Here is a 13,063-nt window from a genome sequence, read left to right as displayed (position 1 = left end):
GAATTTCACTTTCACTCCGCTGGCATAACCCTCTTTGCCGCCCGATACCAACGCGGAACAAATGGACGCGAGAGGGCTGTTGGCCCGCGAGGAGTTCGATTTCGACCCAGAGACGGTCGCAATCGAAGACGAGGCGACGTTGGACCTCCTCGAACCCGCAGTGCGCGAGTGGTGGGTCGAGCAGTTCGGCGCGTTCGTCCCCGAGAACGGCGGCTTCTTCACGCCGCCACAGCGCGAGGCCATTCCGCTGATTCACGGCCACGACAACGCCCTCATCGCGTCGCCGACGGGGAGCGGGAAGACGCTCGCGTCGTTCACCGCGATTCTCAACGAACTGTTTCGACGGGAACAGGAGACCGGACTGGAGAATTCGGTGTACTGTCTGTACGTCTCGCCGTTGAAGTCGCTGGCCAACGACATCCACCGCAACCTCGAACTGCCGCTGTCGGGGATTCGGGAGAAGATGGACGACGTGAGCGAGATCCGTCACGCCATCCGACACGGGGATACGGACAAGACGGCGCGGCAGAAGATGCTGCAGGAGACGCCGCACATCCTCAACACGACTCCCGAGACGCTGGCCATCCTGCTCAACTCGCCGAAATTCCGGGACAAACTCAGGAGCGTCGAGTACGTCATCGTGGACGAAATCCACAGCCTCGCCGATGGCAAGCGCGGGACGCACCTGTCGGTCAGTCTCGAACGATTGGAGAACATCGCCGACTCGTCGCCGACGAGAATCGGCTGTTCCGCGACGGTCGAACCGCTATCGGACATCGCGGAGTTCCTCGTCGGCAGGGCGGAACCGGGCGGGGAGAGTCGCCCCTACGAACTCGTGGACACGCGATTCGTCCGCGAGTTCGACCTCGAACTCCGGTGTCCGACCGACGACCTCGTGCACACGCCACGGGCCGTCGTGCAGGACCGGTTTTACGACCAACTGCACGACCTCATTCAGGACCACACGAACACGTTGGTCTTTACGAACACGCGGTCGGGGGCGGAGCGAGTCCTGCAGAACCTCCGCGAGACGTTCGCCGAGTACGACGAGGAGAACTCGGGCTGTCACCACGGGAGTCTCTCGAAGGAATCCCGCCAGCGTATCGAGGAGCGCCTGAAAAACGGGGAAGTCGATGTGGTGACCACCTCGACCAGCCTCGAACTCGGCATCGACATGCCCCACGTCGATTTGGTCGTGCAGGTCGGTTCGCCGAAGAGCGTCGCGTCCCTGCTCCAGCGCGTCGGCCGGGCCGGCCACCGTCTCGGGCAAACCGTCACCGGCCGCGTCGTCGCGCTCGATAGGGACGAACTGGTGGAGTGTGCGGTCATGCTGAAGAAGGCCGAGGAGGGCTTCGTGGACCGCGTATTCGTCCCAGAGAACGCACAGGACGTGGCGGCCCAGCAGGTGTACGGGATGGCGATAAACGAGGTTCGCCCGGCGGACGACGTGAAGGCGACGCTCCGGCGAGCGTATCCGTACCGAAACTACTCGGATTCGGAGTGGGATTCCCTCCTCCGGTATCTCACCGCGGACTACGACGGGATGGAGGATAGAAACGTCTACGCGAAGGTGTGGCACGACGAGAACGATCCGTCGGACGGGGAGTACCACTATCCCGATTTTCCCGTCGGCGAGCCGTTGATGGGAAAGCGCGGGCGACTCGCCCGCGTCATCTACATGACCAACATCGGGACGATTCCCGACTCGTTCACCTGCGACGTGCTCACCCGCGCGGACAACGAGTGGGTCGGGGATTTGGACGAGAGCTATCTCGACACGCTGGAGAAGGGCGACGTGTTCGTCCTCGGCGGCCAGCACTTCGAGTACAAATATCGGCGCGGGTCGAAGGTGTACGCCGACCGAACCAGCGCCCGGCCGACGGTTCCGTCGTGGTTCTCCGAGCGCCTGCCCCTCTCCTACGATTTGGGCCGGGAAATCGCGGCGTTTCAGGGCGAACTCCTCTCGCGGTTGACCGACCGCGGCAAACCCGCGGTTCGGGTGTGGCTTCGGGAGTTCCCGCTAGACGAGAACAGCGTCCGGGCCATCGCGCGGATGTTCGACGAACAGGTCCGCTACGCGGGAGAAGAGAGCGTCAGCACGGACGATCGACTCACCGTCGAAATCGAGATGGACCGCGAGGAGTACGAGCGCCATTACTACGTCCACTCGAACTACGGGCGGCGGTTCAACGACGGCCTCTCGCGGGTCGTCGCCTACCGCTGTGCGCAGGCGGCCAACACGAACGTCGGCGTCGCCGTCGCGGACAACGGCTTTACCGTCTCGATGCCGTTGAATCGGAAGGTGGACGTCCCCGGCATCATCGCCGACATCGACCCCGACGATGTACGCGGGGATTTGCGCGACGCGCTCTCGGGCACCGACCTCCTCCAGCGCTACTTCCGCATCAACGCGACGCGCTCGCTGATGATTCTGAAACGCTACAAGGGCTACGAGAAGTCGGCCAGCGAACAGCAGGTGTCCAGCGAGATGCTGCTCGGCTTCGCCGACGAATTGGACGAGTTCGCCGTCATGGAGGAAACGTACCGCGAAATCGTGGAGGACAAACTCGCGCTCGAAGCGGTCGAGGAAATTCTCGGCGAGGTGCGAGCGGGCGACATCGACGTCGTGCAACACCGCGTGAAATCGCCGACGCCGCGGGCGTTCGGACTGGCGACGTTGATGGCGAGCGACGTGGTGCTGGCGGAGGACGAGAGTGCGGTCTTACAGGAGTTCCACGAGCGTGTTATGGAGTCGATTTCGGAGGAATGACTTCTTCTTATCCCTGTCTTCGGCTCAAGATAGTGCCGAGCGCGATACCCGCTGCCGAACCGATGGCCATCCACAGGGCCAAATCCCCGGTGATAATTCCGACACTAGTTCCAAGCGGGAGGCCAACGCCGATGCCCCTCCACAGTTCGTTTCGATCCTCGTCGTCTAACGCCATTCCAATAGGAAGTTTCTGTCTCTAACGGACATAAATTTCACCCAACCAGAGTGAATTCGATGGTCGATTTTCGAGTACGTTGTAGAAGATCATTTGCGATAGAAATGACACACATATCTGAAACGTCATGTATGGACGATAAAATCGAAAATACATCCGTAAATTCCCCATCTATTATAACTTCCTCACAATATAGAAAGAACTATTCGTGGCGGATTCATGCGTCTGTCTGCCAATGACACAGACGGATCCACGCAGGCGACTTGTTCTCTTCGTTATCGCGCTTATCGGGACGGCGGTGATCGCCGCCGCCCCGACGCCCGCCGGGCTTTCCGTCCGCGGGCAGTTCGCGTTCGCAACGATGTTCTTCGCGGGCTTTCTCTGGGTGACAGGGACGCTCCCGCTCGCCGTGACGGCGCTGTCGATACCCGTCGTGCTCACGATATTTGGCGTCTACGCCGACCTCGATGCGGCGCTGGCGGGTTTCGCGAACCACCTCATCTTCCTGTTCATCGCCGGGTTCATGCTGGCGAACGCGCTCCAGAAGTACGACATCGACCGGCGAATCGCCCTCTGGATCATGTCCGTGATGGGGTCGTCGCCGCGCCGTCTCGTCCTTGCGGTCATGCTGGCGACGGCGTTCCTCTCGATGTGGGTGTCGAACACGGCGACGGCGGCGATGATGACACCCATCGCGCTCGGCGTGCTGTCGCAAGTTCTGGGTCGGGAAACGGTGGAAGCGGCGAGCGCGGCGACTACGGCGGGGTCGTCCGACTCGTCGCCCGCCCCCGACGGCGGGACCGTCGCGGTCGAGGACGGAGACGAACCGTTCACCAACCTCCACGTCTCGATGCTTCTCGGAACCGCCTACGCGGCCAGCGTCGGCGGCGTCGGGACGCTCATCGGGACGCCGCCCAACGCGGTGCTGGCCTCGCAACTGAACGAGATTCTGGGCTACGAAATCGGCTTCGCCCAGTGGTTGCTCATCGGCGTCCCCATCGTCGCTATCACCCTCCCGCTCGTCTGGTACGTCCTCACGTATCTCCTCTATCCGCCCCAAATCGACGACGTAACCGAGGCACAGGAGATGGCTCAGCAGTACCTCGAAGAGGAAGGCGAGTTGAGTCCGCGCGGAAAACGCGTGGCGCTCATCTTCACCGGCACCGCCCTCCTGTGGGTGGTCGGCGGGTTGGGCGATGGCGTAAAATATCTCATCGACAACGGCTACCTTCCGCTTTCGGACGCGTGGTTCACGACCCTGTACGGCGGCGAGGGAACGAGCGTCTTCGGTATCGACGGCCATCAGGGAACCCTCTACTACGTCGTCGTCGGCCTGCTCTCGGTTCCGGCGCTCGTGCTGGCGGACACGATGGAGTGGGACGATTTGGTGGACATCGACTGGGGGACCATCCTCCTGTTCGGCGGCGGCATCGCCCTCGCCGACGCGCTGGCGACCACCGGCGCGACGGAGTGGATCGCCGACTCCGTGTTCACGTCGCTCACCGGCGCGCCCATCGTCCTCGTCGTGGGCATCGTCGTCCTCCTCGTCATCTTCCTGACCGAGATGACCTCGAACACCGCCACGGCGACCATCATCATCCCCATCCTCATCAGCATCGGGAGCGTCTTCGCGGCCACGCTCGGCCTCACCGACGTCGCCGCCGCCGTCTTCCTCTCCGTCTCGGGGGCCATCGCCGCGAGTTTCGCGTTCGCGCTCCCCGTCGCCACGCCCCCGAACGCCATCGTCTTCGGGAGCGGGTACCTGAAACAGGAGCAGATGATGCGTGCGGGCGTCGTGTTGAACCTGATAATGACCGTCGTCCTCACCGGCCTCATCTGGCTGCTGTTCCAGTTCGTCTGGCCGCACGTCCTCTGGTAGCGACTCCTCCCACCCTTTCTCACTCCGGCCGAACCAACAGCGTATCGAGCGCGTTCGGAACGACCAGCACGTCGCTTCCGGGTTCGATGGCCTCCTCGACGGATTCGCGGGAATGCATCAGACAGTCCTCGACGATTGCCGGATGCTCGCTTCCGGTCACGAACACGTCGTGGTCGCGGAGGACGCGGGCCACGACGAAGGCCCGCTGTGCGCCCGGTTCGTAGCCGGTTCGCATCTCGTCGTAGAGGCTCTCGGGGTCGCTCGCGCCGTCGAGTCTGTCGTAGAATCGCTGTTCTCCTTTTCCTTCGCCCGCCCCCTCGGGCATGGCGGCGGGAACGACGACCCGACCTCCCGGCCGGAGCGGGTTCCGGTCGCCGAGAACGACGTACGTCGCGGCGCGGGTCGCCTGATAGAGGTTCGCGGCTTTCGCCTCGGGAACGCCCGCGATTACCGCGTCGTACTCGCCTTCGACCGCGACCGACAGCGACTCCTTCGCGGTTTCGGCGAGGTCGGCGACCACCGCGCGGTGGTGTCCGGCGCTCGCCCCGAGAATCCCCTGCGGGCCGTGCGTGACGTTCAGACAGAAGTCGAGTCCGGCCACGTCGCCCGCCTCGTCCAGTAGTTCCCGGAACGGGTTGTCCTCGATTCGCCCGAGTCTGACGCCCTCCCGCGAGAGGAGGTCCGGGCCGTGCGTGTATCGGATGAGCGACTCCCCGCCCGCGCCGATGACGACGGTTTTCGCGCCGCCCGAGAACCCGGCGTACTGGTGCGGCTCGACCATCCCCGTCGAGAGCACGCGGTCCGCGTCCGCGACGGTCGGATTCAGTTCGACGGGTACCGCGTCACCGTCCGGCGTTTCGGCGGTTCCGACTTCGATTGCGGCGTCCGCGTCGTGATTCTCAGCGAGGTCCGCGTGCTCGCCGAGCGCGTCGGCTATCTCCTCGTCGGTCATCGGGCGGTGAAGGCCGAGTCCGAGCACGACGGAGACGTGCTTTCGGGGGACTCCGGCGTCCGCCAATTCCGCGAGGAGCACGTCCAACAGCACGTCGTCCGGCGTGGCCCGCGTCACGTCCGTCACGACGATTGCGACCGTCTCGTCCGGGGAGACGAGTTCGGCGAGGGGCGGGCCGTGCGGGTCCGCCATCGCGCGCTCCGCGGCCTCCCGCGGCGGGACGGCGGTTCCGCCCGGTGGCGAGAGAACGGTCACGTCACGGTCGGGAAGATGGTAGTCCGGGAGGGAATCGTTCATGAACCGAGGTACGGACGACGGGGACGAAAGCGCTTAGGTCGCCCACTCGACCATCCGGTCGTAGAGCGGCGAGGAGCGAAGCGCGCGCTCGTCGCCGACGAGGACGAGCGACTTCTTGGCGCGGGTCAGCGCGACGTTCACCCGGCGGTAGTCGTCGAAGATGGGGCTGTCCAAGTCGCCCGTGGCGACGAACGAGACGATGATGACCTCCTTGCTCGACCCCTGGAACCGGTCCACCGTATCGACCGCGACGGATTCGTGAACGCGCCGGGATATCTCCGCGACCTGCGCGCGGAACGGAGCGATGACGCCGATGTCCTCGCGGGCGACGCCCGCGTTTGCGAATCGGGAGACGAGTTCCGTGACGCGCTCGGCTTCGACCGGATTCGTATTACCCGCCGTCTTCCCGTCCGGGTCGACGAAGGCGACGCCGGTGCGGAGCGTCGGCGGCAGGGATTCGGGTTCGACGTTCGGCAAATCCCCGATTTTCTGGGCCGCGACCTCGCCGTTCGCCGGGCGGAGCGCGCCGTCGTAGAACTCGCGGGACGAGAACGCCTGAATCCGCTGAGCCATGCGGTACTGACGGTCCAGCATGACCGACGCGTCGGGATACAGGTCCACGAGTCGCTGGAACAACGAGGTCGAGAGGTCGCCGCCCGCGCCGTCACCGTCCGCGCTCGCTTCGGAGTCCGCCTCCGCGTCGTTCGCTTGGACCACGGGCGGCAGTTGGTGGTGGTCGCCCACGAGGACGAACCGCTCGGCGAGGTTGATGGCCGCGAGCGTGGCGGGTTCGGTCAACTGCGAGGCCTCGTCCACCAGCGCCACGTCGAACGCCTGTTCGCGCATGATTCGTGACCCGCAAGTCGCCGTCGTGGCGGCGACGACGCTCGCCCCTTCGAGTTCGGCGACGCGCTCGCCGGGGTCGCCGCCTCGCTCCAGACGAACGTCCTGCATGTCCTCGCGGACGCCGCTCTCGGTGCCGACGCGAACGATTTCCTCTTCTCCGAACCCTTGCTCCCGGAGCGCTTCGAGCGCGTTGTCCACCGCGCGGTTCGTGAACGCCGACAGGAGGACGCGGTTGCCGTCATCGGCGAGCGCCCGGATGGTCCGCGCGATGGTGTAGGTCTTCCCGGTGCCGGGCGGGCCGTGGATGAGCGCACAGTCCTTCGCGTTCACCGCGAGGTTGACCGCCGCGTTCTGCGCGTCGTTGTTCCCGATGAACGTCCGCTCGTCCGCTTCGAATTCGGGCTCCCGTCGTCCGAACAACACGTCCTTCCGCCGTTCATCGCCCTTCAGGAGGGCGTCGTGGAGCGCGGTCAACATTCCGTCGGCGGAGAATTCCGAGGGGTAGACGTCGAGTCGCCGGAGTTCGACGGGTTCGTCCGTCGTGACGACGATTTCGTCGCCCAGTTGCTGAACCCGCGCCAGTTCCGCGTGGCCGCTGACGGGGTCGCCCTTGCTGGCCAAAACGACGTCGCCCTCCCGAATCTTCGATACCGCGTCGTCGGTCCGTCGGGCGCGGAGTTCCCAGCGCCCGCCCTCGATTTGCGTCTGTCCCGCTGGTTCCAATCCGATGAGCGCCCGGTCGTCGTCCGCCCGTTCTTGGGCCGTCTGCTCCCATAGTTTGGCGTACTCGCGGTGGGTCGCCCGGCGTTCCCGCTCTATCTGCTCGTACTTCTCGCGGAAGTACGCGCGTTCCTCCTCGGGAATCGGCCGTCCGATTTGGCCCGCCTTCGACTCCTGATTCAGGCGACCCGAGACGACCATGCAGGTGTCCTTCTCGAAACAGTATTCGCACTTGGCGTTCGCCTCGTAGCCCGTCGGCACGTCCATGTCGAACTCCGCCGCGGCGATTTCGTTGCGGGTCCTGACGACGAATTCGAGCAGGCCCTTGCCGATGGAAAATTCCTTCGCGGGCGAGAGGTCGCCCGTCTCCTCGGTGCGGTCCAGCGCGGAGTTCTTCGTGTAGAGGAGCGTACCCGTGTCCGCGGGAACGCCGCGTTCCTGCAGGAGGAGGGCGTAACAGGCCGCCTGAATCTTGTCCTGAAAGCGCGGGTCGCGGTTCGTGTTCTTTCCCGTCTTCAGTTCGACCGGCATCCCGCGTCGGAGCGCGTCACAGCGTCCCTTGATGCCGAACTGTTCGCTGATGAGCGTGTACTCGCTTCGCCAGTCGTCCGTGTCGTCGAGGACGCCCTGTTCGAGCCAGCCCTCGATGGCGCGAGCGTTCTGGCGCACCTCGCCCGCCACCTCGTCCGTCTCGCGTCCGAGCAGGCCGAGTTGCAGGCCGACCTCCTCGACGCGCTCCTCGATGGAGTCGTCCAATTCCCGACCGCGGAGCAGGTCGCCGAACACCTCGTGGACGATTGTCCCCTTCACGACGGGGTAGTTCAGCGGAATCGCCGACAGTTTGTTCAGGTAGTACATCCGGGGACACTGCACCCACGAGCGGACGTCGGTCACGTTCACGAGGAACGAGGGTTCGACCACGACGTAGGATTCCTTCCCCGTCGCGTACGTCGTCTCGCCGTCGTACTCGGACTCCTCCGCGTCCGTCACCAGCAGTTCCATCCCTTCTTCGAGGTAGTCGGCGGTTTCGGCCCACTTGCCCCACAGCGTCACCGTCTGCGGCACGTCGTCGTCCGGTCGCACGACGACCTCCGCGAGGTCGCGTTCGCCGTACCGCGTGGTCACGGTTCGTTGCTCGCCCGGCGCCGTGACGGTCCCCCGTATATTCACGAGACGTTCGTACCCGCCCTCGCGGAAAAATACTGTCGATTACCGTACGCCTCTGCAGGTCGATTACCGGACGTCTTCGCGGCCCGCCAACTCGGCCCCTCTCCTGTCGTCGCGTTGCCGCTTCCCGACAACGTATTAGCCGCGGTTTCCACTATCGTCGGTATGCTACGGACTCCCCCACCCACCGAAACGCGCGATGTCGTCGAAACGCTTCACGGCGAGGAAATCCACGACCCGTACCGCTGGCTGGAAGGCGACGACGAGGACGTTTCGGCGTGGGTGAGTGCGCAGAACGAGTACGCGAAGTCGTTCCTCCGCGGCGAGACGCGCGACGACCTCGAACCCCGGTTTCGGGCGCTGGCGAACTCCGCGGCCTACTTCCCCGTCGTTCCGACGCCGAATGGCTACTTTCAGCGGTACACGCCCGCCGACGAGGACTTGCCGCTGTTGACCGTTCGGGACGACCTCGACGGCGAACGCCGCGTCCTCGCGGACCCGAACGAGTGGAGCGACGACGCCACCCTGACCCTCGACTGGTTCGTCCCCTCGCCCGATGGCTCGCTCGTCGCCTACGGCGTCACGGAGGGCGGCACGGAACAGTACGACGTTCGCGTCGTGGACGCGAAAACGGGCGATACCGTGGACGAACTCCGCGAGACGGGTCGAACCGGGGAGCGGTCGTTCGCGTGGTCCGACGAGGGATTTTACTACGGCCGAACCGGCGCGCTCGAAGACGGCGGACAACTCGACAAATCGCTCGCGTATCACCGACTAGATGGGGGCGGCGAGGACGACGCAGACGACGAACTCCCGATCGAACTCGACGAGCAGACGTGGGCGGGCCTCCACACCGACCCGGATAGCGACTACCTCGTGGTCGAACTCACGCGGGGGTGGGAACGCACCGACGTCTACGCCGCGCGGGATGGCGAGTTCGAGCCGCTCGTGGCGGGCGAGGACGCCATCTTCGAGCCACACCTCCGCGGGAATCGGGCCTTCTTCCTGACGAGCCTCGACGCGCCGAACTACCGAATCGTCGCGGCGGAGTTGGCGGACGCCGCCGGGCGCGACGCACCCGAGACGTTCGAATCCGTCGTCCCGGAGCGCGACGACGCCATCCTCCGGGATTTCGTGCTCGCGGGCGACCACATCGTCGCACACTACGAACGCGATGCGGTTTCGGAACTCGTCGCCTTCGACCTCGACGGGACGCGCGCCGAGGACGCGTCGCTCCCCGAGTTAGGGTCCATCGACGAGGGGAGTCTCCACGGTTCGATGGACGAGGACGAGTGTTTCTTCCGGTACCAGTCGTTCGACCACCCGCCGACCGTCTACCGCTACGTCGTCGGCGAGGGCGTGACGAAACTCGACGCACCCGAGGTTCCGGTCGAGGCCGACCTGCAGGTCGAACGGGAGCGGTACGAGTCGGCGGACGGCACCGAAGTCCCGCTGTTCGTCGTTCACGCGGGCGTCGAACCGGACGGCGACAACCCGACGCTGCTGTACGGCTACGGCGGGTTCGAACTCAGCCAGACGCCCGCGTTCCGACGCTACGCCGTCCCCTTCCTCGAACGAGGCGGCGTCTTCGTCGTCGCCAACGTCCGCGGCGGCGGCGAGTTCGGCGAGGAGTGGCACCACGCGGCCCGGAAGGAGCACAAACAGAACACCTTCGACGACTTCATCGCGGCGGCGGAACACCTCGTCGAGAGCGACTACACGAGTCCCGAGCGCCTCGCCATCGACGGTCGGAGCAACGGCGGGCTGACGGTCGGCGCGAGCATCACCCAGCGCCCGGATCTGTTCGCCGCCTGCCTCTGTATCGTTCCGCTCCTCGACATGCTCCGGTTCCACCGGTTCCTGCTCGGCGCGTCGTGGACGGCGGAGTACGGGTCGCCCGACGACCCGGAGGCGTTCGAGTACATCCGCGAATACTCGCCGTATCACAACGTCGAGGAGCGGGAGTATCCCGCCGTCCTGTTCAAGACGGCCGAGGGGGACACGAGGGTCCATCCGGCCCACGCCCGGAAGATGGCCGCCAGAATGCAGGCGAAACACACCGGAGACGCGCCGATTCTCCTCCGCGAGGAACGGGACACGGGCCACGGCGTCGGCAAGCCGACCGAGATGATCGTCCGCGAGAAGTTGGACGAGTGGACGTTCGTCTTCGAGCAGTTGGGCGTCGAGTAACTCAGTCTCGCAAGTACGCCACCACGTCGTCGGGGTCCGCCGAGAGGCCGCCGCCCTGTGCGAACGTCGGGCTACCGCCACCGCCGCCGCCGAACTCGGCGGTCACCTCGTCCACCACGTCGCCCGCTTCGACGTCGCCGTCGGTCCCGACGACGAGGAACGTCGACCCCTCTTTTCCGGTGAGCGCAACCACGTCCGCCGTTTCGCCCGCCAGTTCTCGCACCCTGTCGCTGAGTTCGTTCGGCCCAACACCGTCGATGGTGCCGACCAACCACTCGTGGCCGTTTCGGGCGACGGTTTCCTCGGCGAGTTCGTCGATGGTCGCGCCGACGAGCCGTGATTTCGCGTCCGCCAACTCGGTTTCCAGCGCGTCGATTTCGCCGGTGAGCCGGTCGATTTCGTCCGGTAAATCCTCGACCCCTGTTCCAGCGATTCGCGCGGCCGCCAGCGCGCTCCGCTTTTCGTCCGCCCGCGTTCGGATGGCCGGCGGGCCGACGGCGAACTCGACGCGCGTCATTCCCTCGCCGGGGTTCGACCGGTCGACGATGGTCACCGGCCCGATTTCGCGCGTGTTCTCGACGTGCGTGCCGCCACAGGCCGCCACGTCCCATCCCTCGATATCGACGACGCGAACCGTCTCCGAACCGCTCAGCACGCCTTCTTCCGTCTTCGTGTTGAATGCGATATCCTCTCGCGCCAGCGCCTCCTCCTTCGGGACCGCTTCCCACGAGACGGGCAACGAATCCCACACCGCCCGATTCGTCAGGCGTTCGAGTTCGACGAGCACGTCGTCGTCGATGTCCGTCGAGGTCTGGAAATCGACGCGAATCTTCTCCTCGCCGATGTCGAACCCGCCGTAGCCGAGGTCGTCCAAAATCAGTCGTCCCGCCCCGTAGAGGACGTGGCTCGCCGTGTGCGACCGCATGCAGTAGGTGCGGAACTCCTCGTCCACCTGTCCGCGAATCTCCTCGCCCTCCTCGAACTCGGGGTCGGTTTCGAGCGTGTGAACGACGTCGCCGTCGCGTTTCTGCACGTCGACGACGGAAATCCCGCCGAGCGTTCCCCTGTCCGCCGGTTGGCCGCCGCTCTCGGCGTAGAAGTACGTCTCCGAGAGGGAGACGTTCCTCCCGTCGATTGCCGCGACGGTCGCGTCGAAACTCGTCCGATATGGCTCTGCTGGCGCGCGGGTCATACCCCGTTCTCCGAAACGGGCGGACAAAAACGCTACGCCGACTCCGACAGCGTAACGCCGAGACGCTCCTCCAGCGCTTCGATGACCGACCCGCCGACGCCCGCGCGGTTCGCTCGGTTCTGTTCGACCGCGAGGAGGTCGTTCTCCTGAACCTCGAGTTCGTCGGCGAGTTCGCCGCGCTGGAGACCTTCCTCCTGTCGCGCGTCGATGACGCGCTCGCCGTAGTCGGAGACGAGGTACGGCAGCGGGTCGCTGTCGTAACTCGTTCCCTCTTCCTCCCAGTGGCTCGCGTCGCCCTTCCGGGCGTCGTCCATTCGGGCCGTGCGCTGGGCCGCCCTGCGCTTGCGGTCCTGTTCGCTCATCGCGTTGCCTTCGCTCTTCGATTTCGTCGGCTGTGCGGCGTCGTTGTGGCTCGCACAGTCCGGACAGACGTGGAGCGTCGCGCCCGCGACGCTCGCCTCGGTCAGCGAATCGGACGCCTTCCCGCAGAGTTCACAGGAACCGCCGCTGCCGCCGCCGGACGAGTTCCCGGTCGAATATTTTGCCATACCCTCGCTATGGGGGGCCTACATTTCAATATCGCGTTTGTTCGCCGGAGCAAAGTCCGCCCGAACGCTTATTCTCGGCCTCGTCGTCTTCGTCCCGGGGGAACCCGGATGTTAAGCGCACGAAACCGACTCGACGGGGAGGTAGTGGACGTGAAAACCGGCGACGTGACCGCCGAGGTAGTTCTCGACGTGGGTGGCGAGGAAGTTGCGGCCGTCATCACCCGCGAATCGGCCGAGAACCTCGAAATCGAGGAGGGAATGGAACTGACCGCCGTCGTGAAGGCGACCGACGTGATGCTTCGGTCGGATTGAACGGGGCGAAACCCA

Annotated in this window: 8 protein-coding genes; 4 read left to right on the top strand and 4 right to left on the bottom strand. The window is 65.3% G+C overall.

What is annotated here, in order from left to right; translation table 11 throughout:
• Window positions 1–61 precede the first annotated feature (61 nt).
• Both B208_RS0105910 and B208_RS0105900 read left to right on the top strand, forming a co-directional pair.
• The gene (locus tag B208_RS0105910; RefSeq protein WP_007977687.1) at window positions 62–2,770 is read left to right on the top strand and encodes an ATP-dependent helicase; all 2,709 of its coding nucleotides are present in this window, start codon (window positions 62–64) and stop codon (window positions 2,768–2,770) included.
• A gap of 410 nt (window positions 2,771–3,180) precedes the next feature.
• The gene (locus B208_RS0105900) at window positions 3,181–4,824 is read left to right on the top strand and encodes an SLC13 family permease (protein WP_026177750.1); all 1,644 of its coding nucleotides are present in this window, start codon (window positions 3,181–3,183) and stop codon (window positions 4,822–4,824) included.
• A 19-nt stretch (window positions 4,825–4,843) separates the two neighbouring features.
• Here B208_RS0105900 and B208_RS0105895 read toward each other — a convergent pair whose 3' ends face one another.
• Both B208_RS0105895 and B208_RS0105890 read right to left on the bottom strand, forming a co-directional pair.
• A complete protein-coding gene (locus tag B208_RS0105895; RefSeq protein ID WP_007977684.1) occupies window positions 4,844–6,073 on the bottom strand; it encodes a lactate racemase domain-containing protein in 1,230 nt (409 codons plus the stop codon).
• Between the two features lie 33 nt (window positions 6,074–6,106).
• The gene (locus B208_RS0105890) at window positions 6,107–8,809 is read right to left on the bottom strand and encodes an AAA domain-containing protein (protein WP_007977682.1); all 2,703 of its coding nucleotides are present in this window, start codon (window positions 8,807–8,809) and stop codon (window positions 6,107–6,109) included.
• A 162-nt stretch (window positions 8,810–8,971) separates the two neighbouring features.
• Between B208_RS0105890 and B208_RS0105885 the strand changes: the two genes are divergently transcribed.
• Window positions 8,972–10,996 carry a prolyl oligopeptidase family serine peptidase gene (locus B208_RS0105885; protein ID WP_007977681.1) on the top strand — a complete coding sequence of 675 codons (2,025 nt, stop codon included), beginning with the start codon at window positions 8,972–8,974 and terminating at the stop codon, window positions 10,994–10,996.
• Between the two features lies 1 nt (window position 10,997).
• Here B208_RS0105885 and B208_RS0105880 read toward each other — a convergent pair whose 3' ends face one another.
• Together B208_RS0105880 and B208_RS0105875 are read right to left on the bottom strand one after the other, a co-directional pair.
• A complete protein-coding gene (locus B208_RS0105880) occupies window positions 10,998–12,188 on the bottom strand; it encodes an alanyl-tRNA editing protein (RefSeq protein ID WP_007977680.1) in 1,191 nt (396 codons plus the stop codon).
• A gap of 32 nt (window positions 12,189–12,220) precedes the next feature.
• Window positions 12,221–12,736, bottom strand: coding sequence for a helix-turn-helix domain-containing protein (locus B208_RS0105875; protein WP_007977679.1), 516 nt, complete (start codon window positions 12,734–12,736; stop codon window positions 12,221–12,223).
• 108 nt (window positions 12,737–12,844) lie between these two features.
• Between B208_RS0105875 and B208_RS0105870 the strand changes: the two genes are divergently transcribed.
• The gene (locus tag B208_RS0105870; protein ID WP_007977678.1) at window positions 12,845–13,048 is read left to right on the top strand and encodes a TOBE domain-containing protein; all 204 of its coding nucleotides are present in this window, start codon (window positions 12,845–12,847) and stop codon (window positions 13,046–13,048) included.
• Window positions 13,049–13,063 lie beyond the last annotated feature (15 nt).

Origin of the sequence: Haladaptatus paucihalophilus DX253 (assembly GCF_000376445.1) — an archaeon.
Taxonomy (GTDB): domain Archaea; phylum Halobacteriota; class Halobacteria; order Halobacteriales; family Haladaptataceae; genus Haladaptatus; species Haladaptatus paucihalophilus.
This window is presented reverse-complemented; position numbering and strand designations above follow the sequence as displayed.